General features: G+C 43.6%; 18 protein-coding genes and 4 pseudogenes. 10 read left to right on the top strand and 12 right to left on the bottom strand.

Translation table 11 applies throughout. The annotated features are described in order from the left end of the window. Positions 1–273 precede the first annotated feature (273 nt). Together RMY27_RS34435 and RMY27_RS34430 are read right to left on the bottom strand one after the other, a co-directional pair. Complete coding sequence (locus RMY27_RS34435; protein WP_322669289.1) at positions 274–408, bottom strand: hypothetical protein; 135 nt, start codon at positions 406–408, stop codon at positions 274–276. Further along, positions 350–814 (bottom strand): annotated as a pseudogene (locus RMY27_RS34430) (transposase). Before RMY27_RS34430 ends, RMY27_RS34435 begins: the two are co-directional and overlap by 59 nt. A gap of 239 nt (positions 815–1,053) precedes the next feature. Here RMY27_RS34430 and RMY27_RS34425 point away from each other — a divergent pair. The 3 genes and pseudogenes from RMY27_RS34425 to dnaB all read left to right on the top strand — a co-directional run bounded on the left by RMY27_RS34425 (position 1,054) and on the right by dnaB (position 3,110). Next, a complete protein-coding gene (locus RMY27_RS34425; protein WP_322669288.1) occupies positions 1,054–1,542 on the top strand; it encodes a hypothetical protein in 489 nt (162 codons plus the stop codon). Positions 1,543–1,595: 53 nt separating this feature from the next. After that, positions 1,596–2,012 (top strand): annotated as a pseudogene (locus RMY27_RS34420) (DnaB-like helicase N-terminal domain-containing protein); the annotation flags it as partial. A 132-nt stretch (positions 2,013–2,144) separates the two neighbouring features. Beyond that, positions 2,145–3,110: a replicative DNA helicase gene (gene dnaB / locus RMY27_RS34415; RefSeq protein WP_322669287.1), complete on the top strand. Its 966-nt coding sequence runs from the start codon at positions 2,145–2,147 to the stop codon at positions 3,108–3,110. A gap of 34 nt (positions 3,111–3,144) precedes the next feature. On the opposite strand, the gene RMY27_RS34410 is transcribed toward dnaB, so the two are convergent. Then, entirely contained in the window at positions 3,145–3,465 is a 321-nt protein-coding gene (locus RMY27_RS34410) for a hypothetical protein (RefSeq protein WP_322669286.1), read from the bottom strand. A gap of 233 nt (positions 3,466–3,698) precedes the next feature. On the opposite strand from RMY27_RS34410, the gene RMY27_RS34405 reads away from it, so the two are divergent. The 4 genes from RMY27_RS34405 to RMY27_RS34390 all read left to right on the top strand — a co-directional run bounded on the left by RMY27_RS34405 (position 3,699) and on the right by RMY27_RS34390 (position 5,929). Continuing rightward, positions 3,699–4,166 carry a GNAT family N-acetyltransferase gene (locus tag RMY27_RS34405; RefSeq protein WP_322669285.1) on the top strand — a complete coding sequence of 156 codons (468 nt, stop codon included), beginning with the start codon at positions 3,699–3,701 and terminating at the stop codon, positions 4,164–4,166. Positions 4,167–4,184: 18 nt separating this feature from the next. After that, positions 4,185–4,520, top strand: coding sequence for a GNAT family N-acetyltransferase (locus RMY27_RS34400; RefSeq protein ID WP_322669284.1), 336 nt, complete (start codon positions 4,185–4,187; stop codon positions 4,518–4,520). Between the two features lie 193 nt (positions 4,521–4,713). After that, positions 4,714–5,178, top strand: a complete 465-nt coding sequence (locus RMY27_RS34395; RefSeq protein WP_322669283.1) for a hypothetical protein — start codon at positions 4,714–4,716, stop codon at positions 5,176–5,178. Positions 5,179–5,425: 247 nt separating this feature from the next. Beyond that, positions 5,426–5,929, top strand: coding sequence for a hypothetical protein (locus tag RMY27_RS34390; protein ID WP_322669282.1), 504 nt, complete (start codon positions 5,426–5,428; stop codon positions 5,927–5,929). 30 nt (positions 5,930–5,959) lie between these two features. On the opposite strand, the gene RMY27_RS34385 is transcribed toward RMY27_RS34390, so the two are convergent. The 5 genes from RMY27_RS34385 to RMY27_RS34360 form a co-directional block, all read right to left on the bottom strand. Then, positions 5,960–6,151: a hypothetical protein gene (locus RMY27_RS34385; RefSeq protein WP_322669281.1), complete on the bottom strand. Its 192-nt coding sequence runs from the start codon at positions 6,149–6,151 to the stop codon at positions 5,960–5,962. A 192-nt stretch (positions 6,152–6,343) separates the two neighbouring features. Then, positions 6,344–6,814, bottom strand: a complete 471-nt coding sequence (arr, locus tag RMY27_RS35700; protein ID WP_373529918.1) for an NAD(+)--rifampin ADP-ribosyltransferase — start codon at positions 6,812–6,814, stop codon at positions 6,344–6,346. Positions 6,815–7,615: 801 nt separating this feature from the next. After that, positions 7,616–8,011, bottom strand: coding sequence for a nuclear transport factor 2 family protein (locus RMY27_RS34370; protein WP_322669279.1), 396 nt, complete (start codon positions 8,009–8,011; stop codon positions 7,616–7,618). A 237-nt stretch (positions 8,012–8,248) separates the two neighbouring features. Continuing rightward, positions 8,249–8,704: an NIPSNAP family protein gene (locus RMY27_RS34365; RefSeq protein ID WP_322669278.1), complete on the bottom strand. Its 456-nt coding sequence runs from the start codon at positions 8,702–8,704 to the stop codon at positions 8,249–8,251. A 62-nt stretch (positions 8,705–8,766) separates the two neighbouring features. Beyond that, entirely contained in the window at positions 8,767–9,642 is an 876-nt protein-coding gene (locus tag RMY27_RS34360; RefSeq protein WP_322669277.1) for an oxidoreductase, read from the bottom strand. Between the two features lie 115 nt (positions 9,643–9,757). Between RMY27_RS34360 and RMY27_RS34355 the strand changes: the two genes are divergently transcribed. Then, complete coding sequence (locus tag RMY27_RS34355; protein ID WP_322669276.1) at positions 9,758–10,645, top strand: LysR family transcriptional regulator; 888 nt, start codon at positions 9,758–9,760, stop codon at positions 10,643–10,645. A gap of 393 nt (positions 10,646–11,038) precedes the next feature. Here RMY27_RS34355 and RMY27_RS34350 read toward each other — a convergent pair whose 3' ends face one another. Beyond that, a complete protein-coding gene (locus tag RMY27_RS34350) occupies positions 11,039–11,275 on the bottom strand; it encodes a hypothetical protein (RefSeq protein ID WP_322669275.1) in 237 nt (78 codons plus the stop codon). Between the two features lie 159 nt (positions 11,276–11,434). On the opposite strand from RMY27_RS34350, the gene RMY27_RS34345 reads away from it, so the two are divergent. Then, positions 11,435–12,766, top strand: a complete 1,332-nt coding sequence (locus RMY27_RS34345; protein WP_322669274.1) for a serine hydrolase — start codon at positions 11,435–11,437, stop codon at positions 12,764–12,766. A gap of 82 nt (positions 12,767–12,848) precedes the next feature. Here the strand turns inward: RMY27_RS34345 and RMY27_RS34340 are convergent, their stop codons facing one another. Together RMY27_RS34340 and RMY27_RS35695 are read right to left on the bottom strand one after the other, a co-directional pair. Beyond that, the gene (locus RMY27_RS34340; RefSeq protein WP_322669273.1) at positions 12,849–13,046 is read right to left on the bottom strand and encodes a hypothetical protein; all 198 of its coding nucleotides are present in this window, start codon (positions 13,044–13,046) and stop codon (positions 12,849–12,851) included. Between the two features lie 252 nt (positions 13,047–13,298). Continuing rightward, positions 13,299–13,724: pseudogene (locus RMY27_RS35695) on the bottom strand (hypothetical protein); the annotation flags it as partial. Positions 13,725–13,842: 118 nt separating this feature from the next. Here RMY27_RS35695 and RMY27_RS34330 point away from each other — a divergent pair. Beyond that, positions 13,843–14,823, top strand: a pseudogene (locus tag RMY27_RS34330) (IS630 family transposase). 101 nt (positions 14,824–14,924) lie between these two features. Here the strand turns inward: RMY27_RS34330 and RMY27_RS34325 are convergent. Beyond that, the gene (locus RMY27_RS34325) at positions 14,925–15,329 is read right to left on the bottom strand and encodes a transposase (protein ID WP_322669271.1); all 405 of its coding nucleotides are present in this window, start codon (positions 15,327–15,329) and stop codon (positions 14,925–14,927) included. Between the last annotated feature and the right edge of the window lie 29 nt (positions 15,330–15,358).

The following is a 15,358-nucleotide window of genomic DNA, read 5'->3' as shown; positions in this document are numbered from 1 at the left end:
ATCTCGATTTTAATCGCTTGCCTAAATTTTATCCAATTACAATATCTTTGGAGGCGATTAAATACAGCAAAAGCTTCAATTAATCTTTAAGAGGAGTGTGTATTGTTTTCTGTAAATTTTTTGTTGCGGAAAAACTTCGTTACACAGAAATATTTAGCGATAATATTCCCGCGTCCAAATCGATGGTAGTAAAGGTGACAGCCACTTTATATAGACAACAATAACCGCTTCTAAGTAGGTGGGCGAGAAAATTTCTAACTATGTAACGAAAGCTTAACCAGAACGACTAAAGTTAAATTTAATACGTTTTGTACTGTATTTGCCTTTTTCTCCCCTAGCTTTAACGCCATCAATCACGGCGTAAGCAATGGTAGTACTCATCATCAAATATTTGCCCACATAGTTCATCTTTTTTAAGGTGCTGCCACTCCAATTCAATTGGGTTCATCTCGGAGCAATATTTGGGCAAAAAAAAGATATATAAACCCATACTCTCCTATTTTGACCATAACTTTTGCACCTCAAGGCATCGATGTATCGGCCCGTTATCCTGCACAATTACCCTAATACGTCTCGTCCTTTGGGCATCAACTGCTTCTTGCTCCATCATTTGGATATAAGACTTGCGGTTAACGCCCCCGATCACCAAACCGTAAACAAAACTGATTAAAGGTTGGAGGAATCCAATAATGCTTAATCTACGACTGCGACGTTTGTTTTGTTCTAAACGTTTTTGCTCACCTCTGAAGTAATAGGTGTAACTTGGTTCACTCCATACACAAAACCCTGATTCATCCAAATACTTTAAGTCCATTTCTCCAGTTGCAGACGCTAGTTCCAACATATCTAAGTCTGCTTGCTTGCGATCGCGTACTACGGGGTCTTGTTTTCCTTTATGGCTCTTTCTGGTGCGCTTCCAATTGACCCCCTTTTTTTGAGTACCCGTCTTAATCTGTCAGGACTCAGTTGCACATTGCGCTCACGTTCTAAATTTACTTATCTTTACATAATTGGGTTTTTTCGCACCTACCTACTTACAGGACAGAAATCAAAATGCGTGGTTGGCGTTTCCCCTGGCGTACCGCTACCAGGGACAAGATTTACCAAACCTGTGATCGCCGACTGGTGGAGTTGATCGCAAAACAGAGGGCTAAGTGGAGTGAGCGTGAATCTTGGCAAGAGAAAATCCCCACTGTCATCAAGTCAATTAATAACTTAGAAGGCTCTAAAGCCGGACTAGAAGAATTACTGGGCTATTGGTCACAAGTTGTAAAACCCTCAGCAATACCAGAACCAACAACACAACAAAAACTGGATGAAACACAACCCATCGGTTACTACTCAAATCGTTCTCTTGATTGGCATAAAGCCACATTCTCTGAACTTCTAGACCGCATGGATGAAGTTGGCAAGGACAAAGCGATCGCTTCTTTCAGCAGCCGTTATGACCAACAAAACCCAGGTGCAACACTCAAATGGTTAGATTGGTTAAAACTTACACATACTCAAATGTATGTGTACTTACATCCGCAAGCTGCATGAACAATATGGAATCTAGATTTTCTAGAAATCAAAATTTTCAAATGAGGTGAACTATGACACAAGACAAATCAAACTTCACATCACAACAAGACCGCTTACCTCCACAAAGCGTTGAGGCTGAAGAAGTGATACTCGGTGGCATCATGCTCGACCCAAGTGCCATGAGCCGAATCAGCGATCGCTTGGTGACAGATGCTTTTTACATCAATATCAATGCCCACAAAGACATTTATCAAGCCCCTACGACTGTATAGCCAAGGATTACCAACAGACTTGCTTTGCATCACCAACTGGTTGTCTGATAATGGTTTATTGTTCCGTATCGGTGGACGCAATAAACTGGCCAGTCTGGTTGACCGTACTGTGTCAGCTGTGAACATTGATGCTTTAGCTGACTTGGTAATGGAAAAATACCAAAGGCGGCAGTTAATCCTTGTTGGCACTGAGATTGTTCAACTCGCCTATGCCACAATACGGTTCAGTTAAAGAAAATTGTAGGTTGGGTTAAGCAAAGCGCAACCCAACAAAGCCCTGAAAATGTTGGGTTTCGTTTCTCAACCCAACCTACACATTTCAAGGTTTTTGGCACTAACTGAACTGTATTGGCCTATGCCACCGAAACTGATTTACCTGTAATTCTTGACGAAGCCGAACAAAAAGTCTACGGCATTACGTCTGAGCATTCTGCCTCTGACTTGGTTCATATTTCTCATGCCCTAGCCGACACTTTTACCGAAATTGAAGCGCGTCATGCTGGTACAGGCTCACCAGCAGCAAGGACTGGATTTTATCACCTGGACAGTATACTCGGCGGTGGTTTTCGCAAAGGACGGTTGTATGTACTGGCTGCTCGTCCTTCTGTTGGTAAATCCGCTTTGGCTGGTAATCTCGCTCTTAATGTTGCCAAAACTGGGAAGATGCCTATTTGCGTTTTCAGCTTGGAAATGTCTACTGACGAGTATGTACAGCGATTCTTAAGCAGCGAATCTGGCATTGAAAACAATTTTCTAGAAACTGGGAATGTGAATGAAAGCCAGTGGCAACCCTTGAGCGTGGCGATCGCCAAATTAAGCGAACAACAGATTTTCATCAACGACGAATCTTGCCCTTCTCTTAATCAAATCCGTAGCCAAGTCCGCCGAATTTCATCCCATTACGGTGGTGTTGGGCTTGTCATCATTGACTACTTACAGCTTATGGCTCTTGATACTGATTCACGGGTGAACATGGCTCAACGAGTCGGTGAAATCAGCCAGGGATTAAAAAGATTAGCCAAAGATTTGGATGTGCCTGTACTGGCTTTATCCCAACTCAACCGCGAAGTTGAACACCGTAACGATAAACGCCCTGTACTAAGTGATTTAAAAGACAGTGGTGCTGTTGAGCAAGACAGTGATGTTGTGATCATGCTTTACCGCGAAGAAATGTACAACCCCGATACCCCAGATCGTGGCATTGCTGAGTTAGTTGTTCGCAACCAACGCAATGGCCCCACTGGTACAGTCAAGCTTTTATTTGACCATCAGTTTACCAAGTTCAAAAACTTAGCCCGTGAGAAAGCATTTTAGTATATGAAAATACACGCCTGCTCTCTGATGAATCTCAATTGGGTGTACTGCTGCCGCCGGTGCGGTCGCGCAGGTATTCCCAAATCCGTCGAATCTCCTCCTGAAAAACAGCGTGATCGCGTTCTGCATCTCTTTGAGCCACCCGCAGTGCTTCAGTATGTAGACGGGCAATGTCCGCCAGTTCTCTGATAGTACGCTCTAACCGCGCAATTGTTTGGGAATTTCCCCTTGTTTCTCGCCTATTAGCATTCTGTACGGTACGAAGCAAATCTAGTTCATCACCGATTTCTTCTAAACGAGTATCAATGTTATCAAATCTTGCGCTGATATCTGACGGCGGCAGAGCGTTTGTCATAATTCCTCCTTCTCCTTTTGTGCTAGCGATGTCAGGTGGGGTTGTGTATATGGCGGATGAGGAAGCTTTGGAATTGCTCTCGATGATGCGGCAGTTTGGGATTATAACAGGATAGCTGGACTATGACTTGTTGTTAAGTACTACGCAGCTAGTAAGTTTAATAGTTAACAATAGAAATGCCAGAGTAAAACAGATTAGTTAAATTATTGATTGCACTCAGAAAAATATCAAGTATGACTATCTCGCTCGATGCGCTCGTAGAATTAAATCGGCTCAATATGTCTTTAATTATCGAGGCAGCAGGTGGAACGTTTGACCCAGCCTTTCGACGTACTCGGCTAGTATCTGAGGTTGAGGCTGGTTCTGAAATAATTACAGTATGTCAGAAAAATCGTTTGGCAGCTTATTTAGAATTTCACATCACAGGCAATAACTGTAATGTGCAATCACTTCAAATTCATCCCGATTATCAGGGTAGTACAATCCTAGCTCGTCTCTTGTCTAAGGTATGTCAGAGGTTACGGAATGCTCCAACATTAATCATCAACTCTTGTGCACATGAAGGGAATACTAAATCACTCTCATTGCATCAGAAATTGGGGTTTTATGAGGTGAAAACAGAAGGCAATCGAGTATTCTTTGAAATAAGTGGTCAGAACCTGATTGCGCGTCTGAATCGGTTCGAGCAGAAATCCGCCTAACAAGTGCGTTGCAGCGGAATGAAGAAACTTCTGTGCTTAGTTCGAGATTATTTGCATCCGCTGACCGCAACTGTTAGCCTGCTTAAGTTATCAGTTGGGCATCTCTATTCAGCCAAGGATGACTTCTGGTATCAAGATGACTGGTGGCAATTTGGAATTAATCAAAATGGCGACATTGTAGGGTTTGTGCTTCTGGTTATCTTTACAGGATGTGCCAAAGAAGACAAAGAGAAAGGAACTATCTACGATATTGGTGTACTTTCAGAGTACCGAGGGCAGGGTGGGAGCAAACAATCTTTTGTCACAAGGAACACGTATATTACAAGAAGTAGGGGTTTGGAGAGTGTTTTGTGATACTTGGGTGGGTAACGAGCGGATGATTTCTGCCTTCGGTGCGAGTAGGCTATCAACAGTACGGTGAACCTTGGCAGCGTCTCATTTGAATGGGCTTCACCTCTCGAATTTTTAGGTTACTCTGACAGTTTATATTTACCAATGATTAGTTAAAATCAAGCCAGGTAAACAAATTGGCAAAAGGTGAGCCTGAGTGCTTTTTTCCAAAATTCAACACAAATCTATTATCAGTTTGATGTTTTTGCTGATTTTGACTATAGCTAGTGGAATTTTTGTATACTTAGTTTCCCCATTACGAGAACCAACTTTTCAACCAAATAGCGGCAACGGAGGTTCATTAGTTCCCTGGATGAGAGGAATCACAGAGTCACATTGGTTATGGGGAGCTAATATTTTAGCTTTTTTACTTTCTAGCAATCTTACGTTCATTGCTTGGCAAAAATGGGGACTCAACCAAAACACTCAATGGTTGCGTTTGACGTTAATGGTACTAGTAGTCTGCCAAGGAAACTTTGCGTTGTGGTCAGCAGAGGAGCGGAGGGGCAGAGGGGCAGGGGGGAAAGACTTACTGCAAGTTTCTACCCTGCTCCCCTGCTCCCTTGCTCCCCTGCTCCCTTGCTTACCTCCACGTAGCAATTTTGGGTTGGTACACTACTAGTGTGGATATTACTATTTAGCTTTTTGTGGCTAGCATTTATGTCTCACTTATTATCACAGTGGTTAATTGACTAAGCTATATGTATGAGCGTTCTGTAGTGATGAAAGTCTATCTGCAATTACTGTTTGTGAATTAAACTCATTTGGCGATCGCTCACAGCACTATGTACAGCAGTTAAGTAAGTTTAAATTCAACAGTCTAAACACGAGTCGTATAATCAAATATTGTAATTGTTGGAGAGTTATTCGTGTACCTGGAATCACAATTACGAGAAGCTTGGTCGCAAGTAGCCAAAAGCTTTTGTGCCAGATCGGGGCCATTAGTTCGGACTATTGAGGATATCGAACCTACCGCATTACAAACATCTTGGTTGATATGCGCCCAGTCACTACAGACACTCTTTGCCAATCATTATGGATATGAATCTGTAGCAGCGCGTTTTTCAGTCCCCAAGGATTATGAAGTCTTCATGCAACTTATAGGCGGCGGTTGGAAATGGCCGTTTAGCTTAGAATGGGTTCTATTTGACGCACAGACAGTTACTACAGCCACCGAGAATAACTTTCGGTTGTTTGTAAGCGAGGTGGAAGAAGATGAACCACCGATGGATTCTGGCTTTTGGTTGAGTATTGGATGCTGGTCAGACAAACATGAGTATCTTCTGTGTTGCGACCGAAACCACAGCCATTACGGAGTTGTCCTCGACGGACATGATAGCCACCCTTGGCTCAACGGTGTTGAAACCTCTTGAGTCATACCTTTACCTTATCTCGAATACAAATTAACAAGCGTTCGCCCTGTGAATTTCTAACTCCAGCACCCTCAACACCTTCTCCTCCAACTGAGGTAAATAAGCCCGCTTCAGCTTTCCCAACGATTCCAAAAACTTCTGCACCGATTCCTCCAGCCCACCAGAATACACCCGACTAATGCGTAGGCGTAGCCCGCCGTAGGCATCGCAAAGTGATTCCATCTGTTCGCACTCCTGCGGCAAGTATTCATAAGATTTCAAATACTTCACCCCAACAGTACATTCGCCATTCCAAAGCCTGACAGTGCAACTGAAGTCATGAACGACGGTAACGATCGCCCAACAACCGCTTTTAACCCTAAGTAATCAGCTGGACTTGTTTCAATCGGTGAGCAGGTGTGAGAATCTTAGAAATTAATTAATAATTTCTCCTTTGTTATTGGCCAACTTTTCACGCCATTTTTGGAGTTCTTCAGGTGTTTGTCTCACCCAATCTGTGACTTCGCCAACGATTTTTAATGGTGCTTGGGAGCGATATGAGCGTGTCGGATTGCCGGGAAATTTTTTGTCTGTAACATTCGGGTCATTTTCAAACTCTCCTGTTGGTTCAACGATATAAACACGTTCACGGTTATCACCTTTTGCTAATGCAGCAGCTAGTCCCGCTCCATTGACAAGGGCTGTGAAATAAATGTGATTCATTTTGAGTTCAAGTTTGTAATTAGAACTGCCTCCTGCTGTCAGCAAATCGCCAACCTGCAAATCTGCTTTCGTTCCATGATAAAAGGGGCCTTTGTCAGAAGGTTTATCCTTAAACGAAGTTGCTAATTCATAATTCTTTCTTGCCTTGTCAGGGTCGCTTAAGTCCTCATAGCATTTGGCAATGTTTGAATATAGAGAAGGTATTGCACTCTTAACAGTGTTGTTATTTATTTTTAATGCAAACTGCAAAGCCGTTTCGAGCCATTTTAATTTGTCAGAAATATTTTTCTGATATCGAGCTACATAATGGGCTGAAATAAATTTTTCAAAGTCGTATGTCGCTTCGTTCCAGGCTTGAAGAAATAGTTTACTTGCTTCTTCTGGTTTGCCTTTTTCTTCCATGCCCATACCTTGAAGACAGAGTTTAACAACATTGTTGTTTGGGTTGAATTCCATGATTACTTTGTCTCGTAATGATTGTAATTTCGATTTAGTTGCTTGTCCTTAGTCTGTTGAAGTGCATCGTAACTGCTGCTAACGGTTCGCTTGAGCGGCTGCAAATAACCTTTACCTCACACCAACACCCACCCTTGCCCCTGAGTTCTGGGCTATCCTTAGCAAGGATTTGGCATACTTCGCCCAAGTGGTAGGTATTTGGTACTCTGGTACGCTCCATTTTGAAAAACCCATACATTTGTACAGCGAATCTTCATTATGACCTCACTTGATCTTGAACACTTACAAACAGTTTTCAATCTATCGCCACAAGCTCAAGCATAGACAGCATAACGACCCAGTTCATCCGCCGCCAGTAACCTCTCGGACTCAACGAAAAGGCTCTAAACGGTCGGGTGCAAGCGGATTGTTGGGCTGCGATGGGAGCAAATAGCGGTGAAGTGCTTGTACAGAATCTGACCGAAGTCACTAACCCCTGTTCATTGCAAACGGTAAAAGCAACGGCTCGAATTGTAACTGCCTTTCCGATTACTCATTTTTGTTTTTCGTCTTTTGAATCATCTCTTGGATTGTTTCGGTTTCGCCAATTTCATAAAGACTAATCAAACTATTCTCAATAGTAAAGATTTGCTCAATTGTTGCATCCGCGAGCAAATTGCCTTGCAAATCTCTGACGATTTGATGAACGGTAACAACATTTCGATTGTTTTCATCCGTCTCGAATTTTAAGGTTTCAAGCTGCACTTGAATAACCTTATATTGATTAGTCCAGTATTCGCGCACCGCGTCGCGTCCATAAACGAAACCGCCTTCGACCCCATTGGCCCATTTCACGTCTGGGTGCATCACCGAGATGATTGTTTCAAGCTCGCCTTTGTTGAAGGCTTCGTATAAATTTTGCAGAAACTGCTGATTTGAACTCATAATTATTCACCATCCAATACGAATGTTATTAAAACAAGAAAGCAGCCCAACGGCTAAAGTGAGCGGTAGCGAGTGAACTAGAATGTAGCACAAAGGCTCTCTACCGTCCGCTCCACTGCGTTATTCTACTGCGTCTCTACGACGATCAACTTACTGGAAATCGATCAACTTCAGCTTTGTGCGGAGCCGTTGAGTTGTTGCTGAAACTGAACTTTCTCCTGACTTAAATTCTGAATTTTAGTTTGCCAGTCGTCTGCTTGGTGAGTAGTCTGTCAACGCTAATGTCCGATCCTCAATGTCCCCAACGAGCAAACCATGCGCTTCAGCCGTCACCTTCTTGATCTCTGACCACTCTTGATCCGCCATGAACTTTGCCCACTGCTCCTTCATCGTTTCTAGGTCAGACCACTCCAGCAAATAGACTAACTCCGTGCGGTTATTGTGCTGAGATTCCCAGGTTGCTACAATCTTGAAGCCGTATCGCGCCATGATCTGCATCGCATGATCGTGGAATCGTTCGTGAAACGCCTTTTTATTGTTGTCAAAAATCTCGTAGATCCGCAGTTGGTGGATGACACTGGCTGTCGTTTTATCTCCTTTGCTGGAAGTTTGTGAAAGTCCAACTGTGCTGCTCATGACAATGAAGACCATCGCTAGCGTAGCAATCAGCAGAAATGTCTTGGTGTGAATCATAGATAACCCTCTATTTGGAGTATTTCGCTTGTTCCGTCAGCGACCAACGACGATACAGATAGCTACCTCGCGATCGCTTGACTGTCTGCATAGTCCGTACTCACCGTGACTTGCTGCCAATCCTCTAAACCCGTTTTGACCGATTCCAGTTTGTCCTGAATCAGGCTCATCGCATCCGTGCCTAATGCTAGTCGCATCGGTGGATTGGGGCTTTCTACAGCTTGAATGATTGCTTGTGCTGCTTTGGCTGGATTACCAGGTTGTTGACCATCCATGTCTTTAAACCACTGCAAGGAAGCACGACTCACAGAATCATAAGCATTAACTACTTGTTCGGCAGTGGAGAGCGATCGCCCATTAAAGTTTGTCCGAAATGCTCCAGGTTCAATTAAGGTGATTTTGATGCCAAAGGATTCGACTTCTTTCGCCAGGGCTTCAGACATCCCTTCTACGGCAAATTTAGTCGCACAGTAGATGCTACTTCCACCAAACCCGACTAATCCTGCCGTCGATGACATATTTACAATGTGTCCCCTACCTTGCTGACGCATCAGAGGTAAAACCGTTTGGGTGAGATGAACTGCCCCAAAGAAGTTAGTTTCAAATGCCTGACGAATATCAGAATCACTGACTTCTTCGAGTGCGCCAATCAATCCATAGCCTGCATTATTCACGAGTACATCAATTCGACCGAATGTTTGGATTGCTGCGTCAACCGCGGCTTGCCTCTCTTGAGATAGAGTCACATCTAAACGCACAGCTTTTGCAGTGTTTGGATATTGATCAATCAAAGCGCGAAGTTGTTCGGGTTTACGAGCCGTCGCTAGCAGGCAATTGCCCTTTTTTAACACGGCTTCTGCTAGCGCACGTCCGAATCCAGTTGAGCAGCCTGTAATTAACCAAACCTTAGAAGTGAGACGATTTTTATCTAAGTTCATTTGCTTTCTCCAATTCAAAAGTGATGAGATACGCTTCATACTTCTAACGATAGGAGACAGCAATAGAACTGTCCAATATATATAAGACTAGGATTAATAGCTTCAACATATAAGTATGGTCGAACTACGGCATCTGCACTATTTCATTGCGGTCGCTGAGGAACTTCACTTTAGTCGAGCCGCAGAACGGTTGTGCATTTCTCAACCCCCGCTAAGTCAGCAGATTCGCAGTTTAGAAGATGAACTCGGAGTCAAACTGTTTGAGAGAACGAAGCGACAAGTGCAGTTGACTGAAGCTGGCAAAGTGTTTTTAGAGCGCTCTTATCTGGTGTTAGGGCAACTTGAACAAGCGATCGCACTCACCCAACAAATTGGGCGCGGTGAGGTGGGACGGTTGGCGATTGGATTTGTTGACTCTGCAATGTATACGGTACTACCAGAGATGTTAAGGGTCTTTCGAGAGCAATTTCCAGCCGTCGAACTGCAATTGTATGAACTAACGACGGCTCAACAGATTCAAGCGCTGCACCATAAACAGGTTGATATCGGCATTGTTCGTTCTGCCGTTAGCGAACCTGGTTTGAGCGTGGAGTGCCTTTTGCCAGAATCATTGGTCTTAGCGTTGCCCGAAACCCATCGGTTGTCTGCCCATCCTCAAGTGTCGCTCTCTACATTGGCTTCAGAATCATTCATCCTATTTCCTGCCAAAATGGGACCAGTTTTTTATGAGCAGATTATTCACCTTTGTCAACAAGCTGGATTTCGTCCAAAAGTGGCACAAGAAGCAGTTCAGATGCACACGATCATCGGTTTAGTTGCAGCAGGACTGGGCATTGCGATCGTTCCTGCCTCCTTGCAAAACTTCCACAGAAGCGGAGTCATTTATAGACCCCTACAAGAACAGAACCCTAAAACCGGACTTTATCTAGCTTGGCGGCAGCATGATACCTCTCCAGTCATCAAAGCATTTCTCGGTTTGGTGCAAAGGACAACGCAATGGTAGTCAAATCGTGATAATCCGTGAACCGTTAGAGATCAAGCATCTCACCGAATCTCTTCCAAGTACTGTCTCAGCAGTAGCCTGAAGCCGCATAACTGCGGAGTTGAACCGCACCTTCGGCTGATCGCCTTCGGGCGATTAACGAGGTATCGGTTCCAAGGAAGTGTTGTTGTGACAACACTTGGCAGATTTTAATATATTATGTAAAGTTTTATACTGGTTGTTCTACATACTGTTACAATCAACCTCAATAATATATGCCACTCGTGAGTTATGGAGCGAGTAACACTACCAGATGTTCTCACCCTAGTAGTTGCTTCGCCTCACTCACCGAACCATGCCGCAGTTCGTAAAGGGTTTGATGCAATCCAGTGTGGGCATTAGCCGTTGAAGGGGTTATTTTTCCCCATACTCAGACTCCAAAACACTCAACAGCTTTTCTTCCACCGCAGTAAGATAGGATCGATTCAGCTTCCCCAATAACTGCAACAGACTTTTGACTGTCTCCTCCAGCGAATCGGAATACACTCGATTAATGCGATCGCTTAAAGACTGGATCTGCTCACACTCGGCAGGCAGGTAGTTGTAAGATTTGAGGTGCTGCAACCCAACCGTATGTTCGCTATCCCGCATTCTCACAGTGCAACTAAAGTCATGAACAGCAACTACTATGCACCAACACTTTGACAAGTTCCTTAAAAACTGTCCAAAGTATTGTTAAATCGCGCCTGATAAAATAAATGGATGAGCAGTGTCCTGTTCTCCAGTTGAAACTGAATTGGATAAGTTTTTATGGTGACTTCAAACCAATCAAATAGCCAGAGTGTTGCTGACGAAATGACAGCATATCTTCAAGCTTATCTAGAAACTGGTTTTTTCATGGGGTCTGTACTGGTTGCTCGTGCAGATGAGGTACTGTTGAATCAGGGCTATGGAATGGCAAACCTAGAACATGGAATTGCTAACACACCTCAAACCAAATTCCGTCTCGGTTCTATCACCAAGCAATTCACAGCCACAGCAGTTTTGCAACTCCAAGAGCAAGGCTTGTTACAGGTAAATGACTCTATTTCAACCTACTTGCCCTATTACCCTCAAGGGGAACAAATTACCGTTCATCACCTGCTCACCCATACTGCTGGAATTCCCAACTACACAAGCTTTCCTGACTATGCTCAAAACAAACGGACAGCTATGACCGTTGATGAAGTCATTAACTGGTTCAACCAGCGACCACTAGAATTTACACCGGGCGATCGCTACAGTTACAGCAATTCTGGTTACGTAGTATTAACGAAGCTGATTGAAACCCTTTCCGTCCAGTCCTATGCTGACTACTTGCAGCAACATATCCTTGAACCACTGGAGATGAATAGTTCCGGATATGACCGACCAGAGCCGATATTGTCTCACCGGGCTTCTGGCTATACACCCTTGTCAACAGGCTATCAGAATGCTGAATTTCTGGATATGTCCATTCCATCCGGGGCTGGAGCATTGTACTCCACTATTGAAGACCTTTACAAGTGGGATCAAGCTCTTTACAGCGATATCATTTTAAGCGAGTCCTCTCGGCACTCGATGTTTTCGCCTACTGCGGGAATGGGTGAAGAAGATGGCAATGCTTACTACAGTTATGGCTGGGTGATTGATCGTCCTTATGAACGCGATCGCGTGGCTCATGGTGGACGGATTGACGGTTTCACCACCAGCATTGCCAGATTTCTTGATGAACGAGTAATAATTATTGTTCTGAGTAATTTAGAGACAGCCCCAGTCGCCAGGATTAGCAACGATTTAGCTGCAATTTTGTTTAGTAAGCCGTATGAATTGCCTAAACAACGTCAGGTGATTGTGCTTGATCCCGCCATTTATGAGGCTTATGTGGGAGATTATCAACTTGCTCCCGAGGTTGTCTTGACAGTGACGACCGAGGCTCAACGCCTTTTTGCTCAATTAACCGGACAGAAACAGGTAGAGATTTTTCCAGAGTCGGCAACCGAGTTTTTTCTCAAAATAGTCGATGCTCAACTGACATTTGTGGTAAATGAGACAGGCAAGCCTGTGCGTATCATCCTGCATCAAGGGGGACTAGACCAAGTGGCAAACAGAATTGCTCGTTGAGGAGCTTTTTCGCTGACTTTTACACCGACTCTTCCAATACACTAAAATACACTAGCGAAATGCGTAAACCCTTTGCGGCTTGCTATTCTACCTCCAAAACAGTCAACAACTTTTCCTCCACCGTAGTAAGATAGGGTCGATTCAGCTTCCCCAACAACTGCAACAGACTTTTAACTGTCTCCTCCAGCGAATCAGAATATATTCTACTGATGCGATCGCTAATCTCTCGAACCTGTTGACATTCGGCAGGCAGGTAGTTGAAAGACTTCAGGTATTGCAACCCAATCGTTTACTCACCATCCCACATCCTCACAGTGCAACTAAAGTCATTCACTGCGCTGACAATTGCCCAACACCCACCCTTTCCTCTGAGTTCCAGGTTGTCTTTGACAAGGATTTGGCAGACTTCGCCTAACTGGTAGGTGTTGGGTACTTTCGTTCGCTCCATGATCCGTTGTACTACATCGCCTACAACTCTAGCAGATGGTACCTGACCTCCGGCTTCTTCCACCGCCGTCTGCCATACTTCCCATTGCTGTTGAGGTTCCAGTTTTGTTATTGGTCTAACCTGGCGTTCACTCGTGGGCAAAATTTGTGTCCCAATGGAACACATTTGGTCATTTTCAGTTTGTCTACCATTGGGACACATTTCACCGTCACTCGATTCAGTTTCAGTCTCAGTTTCAGTTTGTGTCCCATTGGGACACATTTTCATCAGGTTATCAAACACAGCCGAAGCTTCAATTAATCTATAAGGATGACGGCGTTGAAATCCAAACCTATCCTTACAATACTCTTCAAAAGTGCCGTGCGTTGAACGATAAAGCCGACGATCGCGTAATTCCATCAACGCCTTACCAGCTTCAAAAACTGCTTTTTCCACACGCCGCTCTAAATGTAGGCGATCGCGCTGTTCATCCTCTGTCAACTCTGGAACTTCAACAGCAGTTACTGTAATTGTTGCTGAAGCAGAGCTTTACTAAACACCGGAATGAGATAAGTAGAACGAGGTGAAAAAACCAAACTATGTAAAGATAAGTAAATACGTACAAAGTGTCTACAAAGGTAACAGCGATATGGGCAGTCGTTTAAGGGTATTTCTGACTAGAGAGCAAGATAAAACTCTTCTGAACCTGAGAACGGCAGATGTACCTCAGAAGGTGAAAGACAGAGCCGAAGTGATTAGATTGAGCGCACATGGTTGGTATGTAGAGAAGATAGCAGCACATTTTAACTGGACTGCCCAAACAGTCAGAGAAGTGTTGCATAGATGGGAAAAGTTAGGCTTAGAGGGGCTTTGGGAGAAACCAGGGCGGGGAGGAAAATCAAGGTGGGTGGAAGCTGACATGGTTTTCTTAGAAGAATGTTTGGAGCTTGAGCCACGTACATATAACAGTGTTCAGTTAACTCAAAAATTAGAACAAGAACGCTCCGTAAAATTAAGTCCTGATAGGTTTTGACAGGTACTAAAAAAAAGGGGGTCATTTGGAAAGGAACTTTGAATTTGCCATAAGGGGAAACAAGATCCAGTAGTACAGCACATTAAACAGGCTGACTTAGAAATGCTGGAATTATCTGCGGCTGTTGGCGAAATAGATTTAAAGTATTTGGATGAATCAGGATTTTGTGCTTGGAGCGAACCGAGTTACAGTTATTACTTCCGAGGTCAGCAAAAACGCTTGGAGCAGAGTAAACGTAGGGGACGAAGGTTAAGTATTATTGGGTTTCTTCAACCCCTAATTAGTTTTGTGTACGGTTTGGTGATTGGCGGCGTTTCGCGCAAATCCTATATCCAAATGATGGAGATTGAAGCACTTGAAGCCCAAAAATCAGGACGTGTCAGAGTAATTGTTCAAGACAACGGCCCGATACATCGGTGTAAAGAAGTTATTCAATTATGGTCAAAGTGGGAAGACATGGGTTTGTACATCTTCTTTTTACCCAAATATTGTTCTGAGATGAATCCAATTGAATTGGAGTGGCAACACCTCAAAAAAGATGAACTTGCCTCGAAAACTTTTGAGGATGAGTACTACCATTGCCTATGCTGTCATTAATGGAGTTCAAACAAGAGGAGAAAAAGGAAACTACAGTACACAACGTGTAAAATTTAACTCAAATTCTTCTGCTTAATTATTTGTTACATAGTTTTAAATTTTCACCACGGCTTACTTATCTGAAGAGTCTGGCTTAAATGAAAAGCACCATTATCTAGCTGAAGAATATGTATATCTTCAGAATATGTAGTCGCAAACTGTTCTAAAAAAATATTGAAACAGGCTGTCTTGAGATGAGAGAATTCCCAAATATAATACTCTCCGGTTAGTGGTTCTACTAAGCCGTATAAATAGAAATTTTCTCGTTTCCACTGCATAGTACCCAAAGGCTTCACACCACGGAGCGTAATCAGTCTTCCTGGTTCTGTCTTTAATCCCACGCGACTTTCATCGCCACACCAGTATCTAACGCTTTTTGATTGATCTATTGCTGGGATGATGTGTTTTTTTATTACCTCTAGGTATTGAGGCAGTTTTTTTCTATAACCGCAAAGTTTGCTAGACAAGTAGTTTCTCAAGAGTTGTCAAGTAAGCT

The organism is Nostoc sp. DedQUE09 (genome assembly GCF_034530915.1).
Lineage (GTDB): Bacteria > Cyanobacteriota > Cyanobacteriia > Cyanobacteriales > Nostocaceae > Nostoc.
This window is presented reverse-complemented; position numbering and strand designations above follow the sequence as displayed.